Genomic DNA, 13,763 nt, shown 5'->3' on the forward strand with positions numbered 1-13,763 from the left:
CTCCCTTTAGGTTAGCCTTGCCTAACTCGGGGCAGACGTTACAGGGCGGCGAGGGCAAACGGGAAGGGGGCTGCCCATAGAGTGGGCATTCATGAAGATGATTGGCGTGGGGTTCGGCCGGAGTGGCACGCTGTCGCTGCGGGCGGCGCTCGAACGGCTCGGCGCGGGGCCCTGCCTGCACATGCAGGAGCTCAGCATCGGCGCGCACCGCGAGCGCGAGGCGGCCCGCTGGAAGCGGGTCGCCGACGGGGAACCGGTCGACTGGCGGGAGGTCCTCGGTGGCTGGCAGTCCACTGTCGACTGGCCGGCGTGCACCCGGTGGCGGGAGATCTGCGCCGCCTTCCCCGACGCGCTGGTGTTGCTCAACCACCGCGACTTCGACGGCTTCTACCGCAGCTGCGAGCGGACCATCTGGGCCGTCCGTCAGGCCGCCCGGGCCGGCCGGCTGGCGCCCCGCCCCGACGGCCAGGTGCCGCCGGCGGCCTTCCGCCACGTCATCGAGCGCTTGGTCTGGCAGGAGGACTTCCAGGGCCGGTTCCCGGACCGGGACTGGATGGAGCGGATGTACGTCGAGCGGATCGCGGCCGTCCGCCGCGAGATCCCGGCGGCGCGGCTCGTGGAATGGCGCCTCGGCCACGACGGCTGGGCGCCGCTGGCCCGCGCGCTCGGCGTGCCCGTGCCCGACGAGCCGTTTCCGCACCTGCACGACACGGCCGAGTTCCGCGAGCGCTCGGGCCTCGCTCATTCGGCGACGTAACGCCCGCCCTCGTCGCCCAACACCCGGAGGAACTCGAAGCTGTCGGCCGTGTGCGAGCCGGGCTGCGGCCGGAAGACGACCAGCCGCTGGCCGGTGGTCTCGCTGCGCACGTAGTCGCACTGCACGTCGAGATCGCCGGCCCGCGGGTGGACGATCAGCTTGCGGGTGCTGTGCAGCGGCGCCACGCGCATCTCGCCCCAGTAGCCGGCGAACTCCGGGCTGGCCGCCGAGAGGTCGGCCACCAGCCGTTCGACCTCGGGATCGGGGCCGCGCCGGGCCGCGGCCGCCCGCAGGTCGGCGACGTAGCCACGGCCGAGCGACGCGTGCTCCTCAGGCGCGTTCAACGCCCGCGACTCCGGATCGGTGAACCACCGCCAGACCACATTGCGGGCGCGCTGGTCGCCCTCGGTCCACCGGCCGAGCAAGGCCCGGCTGAGCGCGTTCTGGGCGAGCACCGTGCTGAGATCGTCGGTCACCTGGGCGGGCACGTCGTCCAGCGTGTCGAGGAGGAACAGCAGCGCCGGGTCGACGTACCCGGTGACCGCTCCCGGGTTGGGCGCCGCGTATCCGCCGAGCCGGTAGAGGTAGTCACGCTCCTCGACCGACAGGCGCAGGGCGCGGGCCAGCGCGCCCAGCAGCGCCTCCGACGGGGTGCCGGCCCGGGACTGCTCGAGCCGCTCGTAGTAGTCGACCGAGAGGTTGGCCAGCAGCGCGACCTCCTCGCGGCGCAGGCCGGGCGTGCGCCGCCGGCCGCCCGACGGGATGCCCACGTCGGCCGGCCGGAGCGCCTCCCGACGACTCCGCAGGAAGTCGCCGAGCTCACCACGGGCCACTGCGTCACTCCTCGATGGCGGCCATCGCCGCGGGCGTGTAGCGGGCGCCGACCGCGGCCCCGACCGGCGCCGCCGCGTCGATCTCCGCCCGCAGCGCCGGTGTCAGCTCGATCGCGGCGGCGGCCACGTTGTCGTCGAGATAGCCACGGCGCTTGGTGCCCGGTATCGCGGTCATGTCCTGCCCCAGCACCCAGGCTAGTGCGAGCTGGGCGGCGCTGACGCCGGCGCGCTCGGCGACGGCCCGGATGCGGTCGACGAGCGCCAGGTTGCGGTCGAGGTTCCCGTCGGTCAGCCGGGGCCAGGTCCGGCGGAAGTCGCCTTCCGGGACGTCCGCCAAGGTGCGGATGGTGCCGGAGAGGAAGCCGCGGCCGAGCGGGGAGTACGCGACGAAGCCCAGCGCCAGCTCGCGGGTGGCCGCCAGCACGCCGTTGGTCTCGACGTCGCGGGTGAACAGCGAGTACTCGGTCTGCACCGCGGACAGCGGCGCGGTGCGGTGGGCCCGGCGGATGCTCTCCGGCCCGGCCTCGCTGATGCCCAGGTAGCGCACCGTGCCCTCGGTGACCAGCCGGCCCAGCGCCCCGAACGTCTCCTCGACCGGCACGTCGGGGTCCACCCGGTGGAGGTAGAGCAGGTCGATGTGATCGACGCCGAGGCGGTCCAGACAGCGTTCGACGGCGGCGCGGACGTACTCGGGCCGGCCGTTTGCCGGACCCACGATCCGGCCGTCCGCGTCGAGGGTGAGGCCGCCGACCTTGGTGGCGACGATCGCCTCGGCCCGCCGGCCCGCGAGCGCGCGGCCCAGCAGCCGTTCGGCGCTGCCGGCGCCGTACATGTCGGCGGTGTCGAACATGGTCACGCCGAGGTCGAGGGCGCGGTGGATGGTCGCGACCGCCTCGGCGTCGTCAGGGGTGCCGTACATGGCGGTCAGGCCGAAGGTGCCGAGCCCTTCGACGGACGCGGACAGGCCCTGGGTTCCGATGGTGTGTGTGCGCAATGCCATGCGCTCCACCGTGCTCCGCGCCGGCGGCCGTAGCGGCGTCCTCGTTTTCCCCGACTTGGCAGGGCGACCCTGCGGCGGTAGCGTCCGGTGCGGAAGTGACGATGGTTGGAAGCCGGTGAGACTCCGGCGCGGTCGCGCCACTGTGACCACGCTTCGCGTGGAAGTCAGACCCTCCACCGTCACGGAAACCCGTCGTGGGACGCGTGATCCCGAGGAGGTTCGTTTCGTGTCCAGCATTTCGTCTTCCGCCACCCCGCGCCCGGCCGTCCAACCGGTGGCGATTCCGTGGCGCCAGCTCCAGCCGTGGCTACTGTTCGGCGCCGTCCTCGCCATCGTGCTGCTCTATTTCGTCGGCACCGAGCAGGGCGTCTTCCACGTCATCGGCGGCAGCGGCGTGCACGAGTTCGTGCACGACGGTCGCCACCTCCTCGGTTTTCCTTGCCACTGACATGCTGTCTCCCCGTACCCTGCTGATTCGCGGCATGCTGGTGGGACTGGCCGCCGGCCTGCTCGCGTTCGTCATCGCCTACCTGATCGGCGAGGGCCCGGTCGACGCCGCCATCGCTTTCGAGGAGGCGCATGCCGACCCGGCCGCCGCCGGTGAGCCCGCACTGGTCAGCCGGACCGTGCAGAGCACAGTCGGTCTGCTCACCGCGACGCTGATCTACGGAGTCGCGCTGGGCGGCATCTTCTCGATGGTCTTCGCCGGCGCCTACGGACGCCTCGGTCGGCTCGGCGCTCGGGCGACGGCCGCACTGGTGGCGCTGGCCGGTTTCGTCACGGTCGCGCTCGTGCCGTGGTTGAAATATCCGGCCAACCCGCCGGCGACGGGGTCCGAGGAGACCATCGGCCGGCGGACGTCCCTCTTTTTCCTGATGCTGGTGATCGCCTTGGCCGCCCTGGCGTTGTCGATCTACATCGGACGGTCGCAGGTGGCCCGCTTCGGTGACTGGAATGCCACCATCCTCGCTGCGGTCGTCTTCGTGGCCGTCATCGCGGTGGCGCACGTTCTGCTGCCCTCCATCGAGGAGATTCCTGACGGGTTCTCCCCGCTCGTGCTGTGGAACTTCCGCCTGGCGTCGCTCGCCACCCAGGCGGTGGTGTGGACCACCCTCGGCCTCGGCCTCGGTGCCCTCGTCGAGCGCAGCCTGCGCCGCGAGGCCGTGCTCACCACGTCCGCCTAGCGCACGGCCGGCCACCGCCGTCAGTGGTGGTGGTCGGCCGGGTGGTGGTGGGGCAGCTGGGCGGCGCCGACCGCGTGCTCGTGGAACGGCAGCGCGATCCGGTACTTGCACGTGTCGCAGTTGGCTCGGATGTCGCCGCCGAGGGCCTCGTGGTAGCGCTCGACCACGATCTCGGCCAGCCCGGCGCAGTCGCCGATCACCTCGGCCGTCTCCGCGCCCCACGCCGCCGCCTGCGCGGCCACCCGGCGCGGCAGGACGCCGGTGAAGAGGAAGTAGGGCAGCACCACGATCCGCTTCGCCCCGAGCGCCCGGCAGCGGTCCAGGCCGGCCGGCACGCCCGGCTCCGCCAGGGACACGAACGCGTACTCCACACCGGACACCGGTGTCGTCTCGGCCAGCAGGCGGGCCACCTTGGCCACCTCGGCGTTGGCGTCCGGGTCGGTGGAGCCGCGGCCGACCAGCAGCACGGTGGTCTCCGCGCCGGCACCGGTCGCGGCGATCCGGTCCCGCAGCAGCGCCAGGATGCCCGGGTGCGGCCCGAGCGGGCGGCCGTAGGCGAACGACAGCCCGGGATGCCGGGCCCGTTCGGCGGCCAACGAGCCCGGGATGTCGCTCTTGGCATGACCGGCGGCCACGAGCATCAGGGGTACGCAGGCCAGCCGGCGCGCGCCGCCCTCGACGAGCCCGGCGACCGCGTCCCGGACCGGGGGCGGCGACAGCTCGATGAAGCCGCCGGCGACCGGCACGTCGAGGCTCCGGCCGACCCGGGCCACGAAGCGGCGGAACTCCTCGGCACCCTCGGGGTCGGTGGTGCCGTGGCCGGCGATGAGCAGGGGGATGGTCATGCGAGCGGGTCTCCGTACAGCAGGGCGTTGACGGCGGCGGCGGCGACGGCCGCGCCGCCGCGGGCCGACCGGTTGGACAGTTGGGGCAGCGTGGTCGCGCGCAGCGCCGCCTTGGACTCGGCGGCGCCGACGTAGCCGACCGGCAGTCCGACGACGAGGGCGGGCCGGATCGCACCGGCGGTGGCGAGGCGGACGATCTCGGTCAGCGCCGTCGGCGCGTTGCCGACCACCCACAGCGCGCCGTGGGCGTGGGTCGCGGCGGCCAGCCGGATGCCCGCGGCCGACCGGGTCAGGCCCTCCTCCCGGGCGAGCGCGCCGGCGTCCGGCGCGGCCACCAGGCAGGTCGCCGGCCGGGTCGTGATGCCGGCGGCGACCATCGTCACGTCGGTGACCAGCGGGGCGCCGGCCGCGAGAGCCGCGGCGCCGGCGGCCAGCGCGGCCTCGTCGGCCACCAGGTCATCGAGCCAACCGGGGTCCGCGGTGGTGTGGATGATCCGTTCCACCACGTCCTTCGTGTGCCGCGGCAGCCCGGCCGTGTCGGCCTCGCCGCGCAGGATCCGGTAGGACTCCGCCTCGATGGGGTGCACGGCGCGCTTCACGACAGCCACGCGTACTCCCGGGGTGTGACCATTCGCCCGGCCGCCGACCGGGTCCGGCTCGAGCCGACCAGCACCACGGATCGCATGTCCACGATGGATGGATCGGCGGCCAGCGCGGCCAGCGTGGTGCGGTGCACCTGTTGGCCCGGCCGGGTGGCGTCACGGACCACCCCGACCGGGGTCGCGGGCGGCCGGTGGTCGGCCAGGATCGCCAGCGCCTCGGCGAACTGGGCGGTGCGGGCCCGGCTGCGCGGGTTGTAGAGGCAGGCGACGAGGTCGGCGGCGGCCACGGCGCGCAGCCGGTCGACGATCACCGGCCAGGGGGTGTGCAGGTCCGAAAGCGAGACGTACGCGTGGTCGTGGCCGAGCGGCGCGCCCAGCAGCGCGCTCGCCGCGAGCGCCGCGGTCACCCCGGGAACGGCCTCGACGTCGACGTCGGCGCCGGCCAGCTCGAGCGCCGGGGAGGCCATCGCGTAGAGGCCGGCGTCGCCGGAGCCGATCAGCGCGACCGCGTGGCCGGCGGTGGCCAGGTCGACCGCCTCCCGGGCCCGCCTGGCCTCCTCACCGAGCGCGGAGGCGACGATCCGGGCGCCGGGGGAGAGCAGGTGGCGGACCTGGTCCACGTACTGGTCGAGGCCGACGACGACGGCCGCCCGGCGCAGCGCGGCCGTGGCCCGCGGCGTGCGCAGGTCCTCGGCGCCGGGCCCGATGCCGACGATGGTCAGCCGGCCGCGCGGGACCAGCCGGGCCACCGCCGCGGTCGCGGTCGGCGTGACCTGCTTGGGCACCACGAGCGCGGCGTCCCGACCCGCGTCGCGAGCGGCCCGCAGCGCGGCCGCCTCGGCCACGCTCGGCGTGCCGACCGCGGCCCGCACGACCTCCGACGGCGTCGGCACGTCCTCGGCGGCCAACTCCGCGGCGGGGAAGGTGAGCAGCGGCCAGCCGCGTTCGGCTGCGAGCGCCAGGATCCCGGCCTCGTCGGCCTTGACGTCGACGGTGGCCAACGCCCGGACCGAGGCGGCGACCAGCCCACCGGCGGCCAGGGCCGCGTCCACCACGGCGCCCACCGCCGCCGCGGTGACTCCGCGACTGGCGCCGACACCGACCACCAACGACGGCGGCCGGTACACGAGGTCCCCGCCCGCGTCGACCCGGTCCGACACCACGAGCCGCACCGGTTCGGCGGCCGGGCTGTCCTCGGCTTCAGCGGACAGGCCCGGCCGATCGCCGGTGGGCAGCGGCGGTGTCGGCCAGGTCGCGTCGGAGACGACGGTCACGGCGGCGCCGTCGAGCATGGCTCGGGTCACCCGGGCGACCGGGGCCGCGTCGGCCAGCCGGAAGCCGAGGTCGGCGCCGAAGCCGTCCAGTGGCGGCAGGCCGCGGCTGTCGGTGGCCGTGGTGACCACCGGCTCGGCGCCCAGCAGCGCGGCGATCCGGTGTGCCGCGTCGTTGGCGCCGCCGTCATGACCGCCGGTCAGCGCGACCGCGAATCGTCCCGCCTCGTCGACGCAGACCACGCCGGGGTCGGTGTGCTTGTCGGCGAGCAGCGGAGCGATCAGCCGGACCGCCGCGCCCGTGGCGAGGAAGCAGACCACGACGTCGCTGCCGGCCCAGGCGGCCGCGAGCTGGTCGCGGGCCGGTCCCCCGTAGCTCCGGACCTCGCCGGGCCAGGCGCCGACGAGCCGCTCGGCCATCCGGCGCCCGGCCGCGGTCGGCGCCACCACGCCGATCATCGCGAACCCCAGACGAGCGTGACCGGGTTGGTCGCCGCCAGCCGGTGCCGGCCGGCGATCTCGGCGAGGCGGTTGGCCTGGACCTGGACGCCCCCGGTGGCATAGCCCGCGGCGGTGAGCGCGTCGGCGGTGGCGCCGACCGGTTCGAGCGCCGCGTAGGCGGCGACGACCCGCGACGGTCGCCGGGTCAGCACGGCGGCGAGCACGTCCGGCCCGCCGCCCCCGACGAAGACGGCGTCCGGGTCCGGCAGGTCGGCCAGCACGCCGGGCGCCGCGCCGGTCACCACCCGCACGTCGACCGCGTGCCGGACGGCGTTGGCCCGGACCAGGTCCGCGGCGGCGGGATCGCGGTCTATGGCCACGACGGCCGCGCCGAACCGGCCACACTCGACGGACACCGAGCCGGAGCCGGCGCCCACGTCCCAGACCAGCGCGCCGGGCGCCGGAGCAAGGTGGGGCAGCGCGACCGCGCGTACCTCCGCCTTGGTGATCATCGAGGCGCGATGGGTGAAGGAGTCCTCGGGCAGCGCCCAGCCGGCCGGGACCCGCACGCCGCCGGCGAGCCAGCCCGCGGAACCGGCGTCGGCGTCCGCCAGCGTGACCACCACGTTGGGCTCGGCCCAGTGGCCGTCGGGCCCGGTCAGCCGCTCGTCGGCCGCGCCCAGCCGGGACGCCACGACGATCCGCCGGGGCCAACCCGCCAGCGCGGCCGCGATCTCCGGCGGCTCCGCGCCGGGACCGGTCAGCACGGCCACCTTCGGGTACGCGCGGCAGACGTTGACCGCCCGCCGCAGCCCGCCGTCGCGCCCGTGGGCCGACACCACCACCGCGTCGTCCCAGGGCAGCCCGAGCCGGGCGAACGCCTGCGCCACCGACGACACCGCCGGCCGCACGACGGGGTCCACGCCGGCCCGCCGCAGCGCCCGCACGATGCCGAAGAACCCGGGATCGCCGCTGGCCAGCACCGCGACGGGTCCACTGTGGGCGATCACCCGGTCGACCGCGGCCGGCACCGAGCCCATCACCACCCGCTCCGCCGGTGAGTCGACGTGACCCAGGTGCCGGGCCCCACCGACCAGCAGCGTCGCGTCGGCCACGGCGGGCGGCAGCGGCCCGCCGTCGTGCCCGTAGACCGTGACCTCAGGCACGGCGAGCCTTGAGCTCGTCGCGGGCCGACCGGTCGGCCCGGCGGTGCCCGTGGAAGTGCCCCGGGTGGTAGAGGTGGCTGCGCGTGCCGTGCGCCGCGAGCGCCGGGCCGACCAGGAACAGGGTGTGCTTCCAGAGCTTGTGCGCCCGAACGGTCTCGGCCAGCGTGCCGATCGTGCACCAGGCCAGCAGCTCGTCGGGCCAGCTGACCCGGGACCCGATCACCACCGGCGTCTCCTCGGCGTAGCCGCCGGCCAGCAGCTGCTCGGCCAGCTGCTTGGCGCGGGCCGCGGAGAGGAACACCGCCATCGTCGTGCCATGGCGGGCGAAGTCGGCGATCCGCTCGCCGGCCGGCATCGGGGTCTTGCCGCCCTCCAGCCGGGTCAGGATCACGGACTGGGCGACCTCGGGCACGGTCAGCTCGCGGCCCGCCGCGGCCGCCACCGCCGCGAACGCGGAGACACCGGGCACGATCTCGGTCGCCAGGTCGAGGCCGGCGCACGCGTCGAGCTGCTCGGCGACCGCGCCCCACAGGCTCGGGTCACCGGAGTGCAGGCGCACCACGTGCAGGCCCTCGGCGGCGGCGCGGCGGTAGATCTCGACGACCGCCTCCAGCGGCACGGCGGCCGAGTCGACCACCTCGGCGTCGGGCCGCACGTGGTCGAGCACCTCGGCCGACACGAGGCTGGAGGCCCAGACCACCACGTCGGCCTCGGCGAGCCGGCGGGCGGCCCGCAGTGTCATCAGGTCGGCGGCGCCCGGGCCCGCGCCGACGAACGTCACCCGCCCGGTCACAGCTTCCCTCCGCGCCGCTCGCGCACGGCCGGGATCAGCACGGTCGCCAGGTACGGCAATGGCCCGTCGACCGCGTCCAGCGGCTGGACCCGCTCGTCCGGCAGCCCGAGGTGGCTGCCGACCACGGCTCCGCGCCCGGCCGCCGCCTCGGCGATCGCGGTCATGTGCCGCCCTCCCTTGTAGACGACGACGGTGGCGTCGCGCTCCAGCGCCGCGTGCAGCGGGCCCAGGTCGCCGCGGGCCAGCGGCAGCAGCACCAGCTCCTCGCCTCCCTCGACCAGCGGCCGCCCGGCCGCCGCGGCCAGCGCCTGCATGGCGGTGATGCCGGGCACCGTCTCGACCTCCACCTCGGGCACGAGCCCGCGTACGGTCTCGGCCAGGTAGCCGAAGGTGGCGTACACGTTGGGGTCGCCGATCGTGGCGAACGCGGCCGTGCCGCCGGTGTCCCGCAACCACCGCGCCACCCGCCGGCCGGCCGCGTCCCAGTAGCGCTCCCGCCGGCCGGCGTCCGCACGCTCGTTGAGCGCGAACACCAGCCGCTCGATCCGCTCGTGTGCGGCGTGCGCGCGCACCGTCGCCTCGGCCCGCCCGACGTCGGCCGGGTCGAGCACGGGCACGAAGACCCGGCCGGCGGTGGCCAGCGTGCGCACCCCTTTGAGCGTCAGCAGCTCCGGGTCGCCCGGACCGACGCCGACCCCGATCAGCCGCATGCCGCCACCAGCCGTTCCGCGATCTCCGGCGCGCCGGCCCAGTGCAGGTGCAGATAGGACGCGTGCACGTTGCCCACCACGAATCCCTCGGCCGGCCGGCCCCGCCAGGCCCAGGCCGGTGGCTCGCCGGCGCCGGGCGTGACCGCCGTCCGGTGGAACTCGTGCCCGGTGACCCGCGCGCCGACCGGCGCCAGCCAGCTCGGCGACACGGCCACGGCGTCGCGGTAGCCGAGGGTGAGCTGACCGGTCATCGCGGCGTCGGCCGGCAGCACGCCGCACATCGGCGCGCCGTCGAGGCTGCGGGCGAGCCAGAGCAGGCCGGCGCACTCGGCGGCGATCGGCGCGCCGGCGGCGGCCAGCCCCGCCACCGCCGCGCGCAGGGGCGCGTTGGCGGACAGTTCGGCCGCGTAGACCTCGGGGAAGCCGCCTCCGACGACCAGCGCGGCCGTGCCGGCGGGCAGCGACTCGTCGCGCAGCGGGTCCACCCCCACGACCTCCGCGCCGGCCGCGGCCAGCAGCTCGGTGGTCTCGGCGTAGGAGAAGCTGAACGCCGGCCCGCCGGCCACCGCGACCACCGGGCGCCGCTGTGCGGGGATGACGGGCGGCGACCACGGCTCGACGGGCAAGGGCGGCGCGGCAGCGGCGGCGGCCGCCACCGCGTCGAGGTCCACACTGGACTCGATCAGGGCGGCCAGCGCGGCCACGGCGGCGGTCGCCTCGGCCCTGCGCTCCACCACCGGCACGAGCCCGAGATGGCGCGACGGGGCGGCGACTGCGTCGCTGCGCCGGAGCACGCCGAGCACCGGGGTGCCGGTCTCCTCGAGCGCCTCGCGCAGGATCGCCTCGTGCCGGTCGGAGCCGACCTTGTTGAGCACCACGCCGGCCAGCCGCAGCGTCGGGTCGAAGCCGCGGAAGCCGTGCGCCAGCGCCGCGACCGAACGGCCGACCGCGGAGCCGTCGACCACCAGCAGCACCGGCGCGGAGAGCAGCTTGGCCACCTGGGCGGTGGAGCCGTGCTCACCGGCGTGCGCCCGGCCGTCGAACAGCCCCATCACGCCCTCGACCACCGCGAGGTCGGCGCCGGCCGCGCCGTGCGCGAACAAGGGCGCGATCCGCTCCTCGCCGACCATGACCGGGTCGAGGTTGCGCCCGGGCCGGCCGCCGGCCAGCGCGTGGTAGCCGGGGTCGATGTAGTCGGGGCCCACCTTGAAGCCGGCCACCGCGCGAGCGCGGGCCGCGTACGCCGCCAGCAGCCCGCTCGCGACCGTCGTCTTCCCGTGGCCGGATGCCGGCGCGGCCACGACGATCCGTGGCGTGCTCACCACTCGATGCCCTGCTGTCCCTTGCGGCCGGCGTCCATCGGGTGCGCGACCTTCGTCATCTCGGTGACGAGATCGGCCGCCTCGACCAACGCCGGCGCGGCGTCCCGCCCGGTGACCACGACGTGCTGATTGCCGGGCCGGGCGCGCAGCGTCGTCACCACCTCGTCGACGTCGACCCAACCCCACTTCATCGGGTACGTGAACTCGTCCAGCACGTAGAACCGGTAACGCTCGCCGGCCAGGTCCCGCTTGACCTGCGCCCAGCCCTCCGCCGCCTCGGCCGCGTGGTCCCGTTCGTCGCCCGGCCGGGCCAGCCACGACCAGCCCTCGCCCATCTTGTGCCAGGTGACCGGTGCGCCGGCGCCGGTGGCGGCGTGGTGGGCGCCCAGCGCCTTGAGCGCCGTCTCCTCGCCGACCCGCCACTTCGGACTCTTCACGAACTGGAACACCACGATCGGCCAGCCGGCGTTCCAGGCGCGCAGCGCCATCCCGAACGCGGCGGTCGACTTTCCCTTGCCGACGCCGGTGTGCACCGCGAGCACTGGCTGCCGTCGCCGTTCGCGGGTGGTCAGGCCGTCGTCGGGTACCCGCTCCACCTTGCCCTGTGGCATCTCACACCGCCCTGACGGCGGCGGCGTCGAGCGCGGCGAGCGGCAGGTATTCGGCGTCCAGCGCGGCCGCCAGCGTGCGGGCCATCGCGAGCCGCACCGGGCCCGACTCGCAGTCGACGACGACCGTGGGCACGCCGGCCAGCGCCGGGGCGACCGTGCGGGGGTCGGGGCCGCGGGTGTGCCGGCCGTCGGTGACCACGACGAGCAGCGGCCGGCGCAGCGGGTCGCGGCGGCGCTCGCCGACCAACGTGCGGGCGGCGGCGGTCAGCCCCGCGGCCAGCGGCGTACGCCCGCCGGTGCGCAGGTCGGCCAGCCGCCGCACGCCGACCTCGTGGCTGGCCGTCGGGCGCAGCACGGTGGTGGCGTCGGTGTCCCGGAAGGTGATCATGCCCACCGTGTCGCGCCGCTGGTAGGCGTCGCGCAACAGCGAGAGCACGGCGCGCTTGACGGTGGCCATCCGGGCCCGGGCGGCCATCGAGCCGGACGCGTCGACCACGAACAGCACGAGGTTGGCCTCGCGTCCGATGTGGACCGCCTCGCGCAGGTGCCGCGCGCGGACCTCGAGCGTCCCGTGGCCGGCTTCGCGAGCGGCGGCGAGCACCGTGGCGGGCAGGTGGACCGCGCCGATCCGGCCGCGCGGGGCGCGCGATCCGGCCACCCGGCCGCGGGCCGCGTAGGCGGGCGAACGCCGTCCACTGTGGCCGTGCCGGCCCCGTGAGCGGGCGGTCAGCGTGCGGGTGCGGTAGGCGGCGCCGACCGGCGCGGCGCTGGGCGGCGGCGCCGCGGGAGCGCCGCCGGGCCGGTCCTCGGCGTCGGGCGCGACGTCCGCGCCGCCGGGCCCGTCGGGCCGCGGCTCGTCCGGACCCGGCCCGCCGCTACTGCCGCCCGGTCCCGGATCGTCGTCCGGACGCGGCCCGCCGCCGCTACCGCCCGGTCCCGGATCGTCGTCCGGCTCCGGCGGCGGGTCGGCCGCCCGCGCCTGGGCCAGCGCGTCGTCCAGGGCCTGCTGGTCGGCGCCCGGCGGGTCCAACGGGTCGCGCCGCCGCCGGTGGGGCAGCGCCAACCGAGCCGCGTCGTCGACCTCCTGGTCGGTGACCGTCGGCCGGTCCCGCCAGGCGGCCAGCGCGACCGCGGTGCGCGCGATGACGATGTCGGCGCGCAGCCCGTCGACGCCGTACGCCAGGCAGATGCGGGCGATCCGGACCAGCACCGCGTCCGGCAGGGCGACCTTCGGTAGCCGGGCCCGGGCGGTGACGATCCGCTCGGCGGTCGCCGCGTCGGCGTCGGCGAACCGCGCCGCGAACGCGGACGGGTCCGCCTCGTGGGCCAGCCGGCGGCGCACCACCTCGGCCCGCTCGGTGGCCTCCGCCGGCGCGCTCACCTCGACCACCAGCCCGAACCGGTCGACCAGTTGCGGGCGCGGCTCGCCCTCCTCCGGGTTCATCGTGCCGACCAGCAGGAAGCGGGCGGCGTGCCGGAGCGAGACGCCGTCGCGCTCGACGAACGCCCGGCCCATCGCGGCCGCGTCGAGCAGCAGGTCGACCAGGTGGTCGGGGAGCAGGTTGACCTCGTCGACGTAGAGCGCGCCCCGGTGGGCGGCGGCCAGCAGGCCGGGCTCGTAGGCCTTGGTCCCCTCGGTCAGGATCCGCTGCACGTCGAGGGTGCCGACGACCCGGTCCTCGGTGGCGCCGACCGGCAGCTCCACCAGTCGCGCCGGCCGGGTGCTCGACGCGGCGCCGGCGTGCGGGCCGTCGGGGCACGACGGGTCCGGCGCGGCCGGGTCGCAGGCGAAGCGGCAGCCCGGCACCACCGCGATGGCCGGCAGCAGCGCGGCCAGCGCACGCACCATCGTGGACTTCGCGGTGCCCTTCTCGCCGCGCACCAGCACCCCGCCGATGACCGGCGAGACGGCGTTGAGCAGCAGGGCCAGGCGCAGGTCGGCGAGGCCGACGACAGCGGAGAACGGGTACGCGGGGCTCAACCCACGTGCCGGCGCGACGACATGGCGCAATCCCTTCCGCGGGTGTCCACGCCCGCGATGGTTCGACGGCGAGCGGCCGAGTGTCCTGGCTCCCGGATCGACGCTTCCCCTCGGCCTTCCAACCCTTGCGGGCCGTGACCATCGGGTGAGGGTTCGCTCCCCGGTGACAGTGGCGGGACCGCCCCGGAATCGCACCGGGTTCCTCCGCACCGCTCGTTGCCCATGCTGACCCACCGAGGCGGGCCGC

14 protein-coding genes and 2 riboswitches are annotated in these 13,763 nt (G+C 76.0%); of the genes, 3 read left to right on the plus strand and 11 right to left on the minus strand.

The genetic code is table 11. The annotated features are described in order from the left end of the window. Positions 1-91: 91 nt before the first annotated feature. Complete coding sequence (locus O7635_RS19475; RefSeq protein ID WP_278081870.1) at positions 92-757, plus strand: sulfotransferase family protein; 666 nt, start codon at positions 92-94, stop codon at positions 755-757. Here O7635_RS19475 and O7635_RS19480 read toward each other — a convergent pair. Then, positions 742-1,590 (minus strand): helix-turn-helix transcriptional regulator, encoded by an 849-nt coding sequence (locus O7635_RS19480; protein ID WP_278081872.1) that lies wholly within the window; start codon positions 1,588-1,590, stop codon positions 742-744. The two genes, O7635_RS19475 and O7635_RS19480, sit on opposite strands and share 16 nt — an antisense overlap. A 4-nt stretch (positions 1,591-1,594) precedes the next feature. Continuing rightward, positions 1,595-2,590: an aldo/keto reductase gene (locus O7635_RS19485; RefSeq protein ID WP_278081873.1), complete on the minus strand. Its 996-nt coding sequence runs from the start codon at positions 2,588-2,590 to the stop codon at positions 1,595-1,597. Between the two features lie 95 nt (positions 2,591-2,685). After that, a riboswitch (adenosylcobalamin (AdoCbl) riboswitch) is annotated at positions 2,686-2,773 on the plus strand. 43 nt (positions 2,774-2,816) lie between these two features. On the opposite strand from O7635_RS19485, the gene O7635_RS19490 reads away from it, so the two are divergent. Further along, the gene (locus tag O7635_RS19490; RefSeq protein WP_278081874.1) at positions 2,817-3,038 is read left to right on the plus strand and encodes a CbtB domain-containing protein; all 222 of its coding nucleotides are present in this window, start codon (positions 2,817-2,819) and stop codon (positions 3,036-3,038) included. 1 nt (position 3,039) lies between these two features. Next, positions 3,040-3,774 (plus strand): CbtA family protein, encoded by a 735-nt coding sequence (locus tag O7635_RS19495; protein WP_278081875.1) that lies wholly within the window; start codon positions 3,040-3,042, stop codon positions 3,772-3,774. Positions 3,775-3,794: 20 nt separating this feature from the next. On the opposite strand, the gene O7635_RS19500 is transcribed toward O7635_RS19495, so the two are convergent. The 9 genes from O7635_RS19500 to O7635_RS19540 are packed head-to-tail and all read right to left on the minus strand — an operon-like array spanning position 3,795 to position 13,516. Then, on the minus strand, positions 3,795-4,619 hold the full coding sequence (locus O7635_RS19500; protein WP_347405292.1) for a sirohydrochlorin chelatase: 825 nt from the start codon (positions 4,617-4,619) through the stop codon (positions 3,795-3,797). After that, a complete protein-coding gene (locus tag O7635_RS19505) occupies positions 4,616-5,218 on the minus strand; it encodes a precorrin-8X methylmutase (protein ID WP_347405336.1) in 603 nt (200 codons plus the stop codon). The genes O7635_RS19500 and O7635_RS19505 overlap by 4 nt, the downstream gene beginning before the upstream one ends. Continuing rightward, the gene (gene cobJ, locus O7635_RS19510) at positions 5,215-6,951 is read right to left on the minus strand and encodes a precorrin-3B C(17)-methyltransferase (protein WP_278081877.1); all 1,737 of its coding nucleotides are present in this window, start codon (positions 6,949-6,951) and stop codon (positions 5,215-5,217) included. Before cobJ ends, O7635_RS19505 begins: the two co-directional genes overlap by 4 nt. After that, positions 6,948-8,099 (minus strand): precorrin-6y C5,15-methyltransferase (decarboxylating) subunit CbiE, encoded by a 1,152-nt coding sequence (cbiE, locus tag O7635_RS19515; RefSeq protein WP_278081878.1) that lies wholly within the window; start codon positions 8,097-8,099, stop codon positions 6,948-6,950. Before cbiE ends, cobJ begins: the two co-directional genes overlap by 4 nt. Next, positions 8,092-8,892 carry a precorrin-4 C(11)-methyltransferase gene (gene cobM, locus O7635_RS19520; protein WP_278081879.1) on the minus strand — a complete coding sequence of 267 codons (801 nt, stop codon included), beginning with the start codon at positions 8,890-8,892 and terminating at the stop codon, positions 8,092-8,094. Before cobM ends, cbiE begins: the two co-directional genes overlap by 8 nt. Further along, on the minus strand, positions 8,889-9,602 hold the full coding sequence (cobI, locus tag O7635_RS19525; RefSeq protein WP_278081880.1) for a precorrin-2 C(20)-methyltransferase: 714 nt from the start codon (positions 9,600-9,602) through the stop codon (positions 8,889-8,891). The genes cobM and cobI overlap by 4 nt, the downstream gene beginning before the upstream one ends. Continuing rightward, complete coding sequence (locus O7635_RS19530; protein WP_278081881.1) at positions 9,593-10,927, minus strand: cobyrinate a,c-diamide synthase; 1,335 nt, start codon at positions 10,925-10,927, stop codon at positions 9,593-9,595. The genes cobI and O7635_RS19530 overlap by 10 nt, the downstream gene beginning before the upstream one ends. Beyond that, positions 10,921-11,535 carry a cob(I)yrinic acid a,c-diamide adenosyltransferase gene (gene cobO / locus O7635_RS19535; RefSeq protein ID WP_278081882.1) on the minus strand — a complete coding sequence of 205 codons (615 nt, stop codon included), beginning with the start codon at positions 11,533-11,535 and terminating at the stop codon, positions 10,921-10,923. The genes O7635_RS19530 and cobO overlap by 7 nt, the downstream gene beginning before the upstream one ends. Before the next feature lies 1 nt (position 11,536). Beyond that, positions 11,537-13,516: a VWA domain-containing protein gene (locus O7635_RS19540; protein ID WP_278081883.1), complete on the minus strand. Its 1,980-nt coding sequence runs from the start codon at positions 13,514-13,516 to the stop codon at positions 11,537-11,539. A 78-nt stretch (positions 13,517-13,594) separates the two neighbouring features. Next, positions 13,595-13,721: riboswitch (cobalamin riboswitch) on the minus strand. Between the last annotated feature and the right edge of the window lie 42 nt (positions 13,722-13,763).

This window comes from Asanoa sp. WMMD1127 (genome assembly GCF_029626225.1).
Classification (GTDB): Bacteria; Actinomycetota; Actinomycetes; order Mycobacteriales; family Micromonosporaceae; genus Asanoa.

Coding starts and splice junctions, on each gene's coding strand:
- cobO (WP_278081882.1), bottom strand. CDS start 11,535: ATGCCACAGGGCAAGGTGGAGCGGGTACCCGACGACGGCCTGACCACC.
- O7635_RS19500 (WP_347405292.1), bottom strand. CDS start 4,619: ATGACCATCCCCCTGCTCATCGCCGGCCACGGCACCACCGACCCCGAG.
- O7635_RS19475 (WP_278081870.1), top strand. CDS start 92: ATGAAGATGATTGGCGTGGGGTTCGGCCGGAGTGGCACGCTGTCGCTG.
- O7635_RS19495 (WP_278081875.1), top strand. CDS start 3,040: ATGCTGTCTCCCCGTACCCTGCTGATTCGCGGCATGCTGGTGGGACTG.
- cobJ (WP_278081877.1), bottom strand. CDS start 6,951: ATGATCGGCGTGGTGGCGCCGACCGCGGCCGGGCGCCGGATGGCCGAG.
- O7635_RS19485 (WP_278081873.1), bottom strand. CDS start 2,590: ATGGCATTGCGCACACACACCATCGGAACCCAGGGCCTGTCCGCGTCC.
- cobI (WP_278081880.1), bottom strand. CDS start 9,602: ATGCGGCTGATCGGGGTCGGCGTCGGTCCGGGCGACCCGGAGCTGCTG.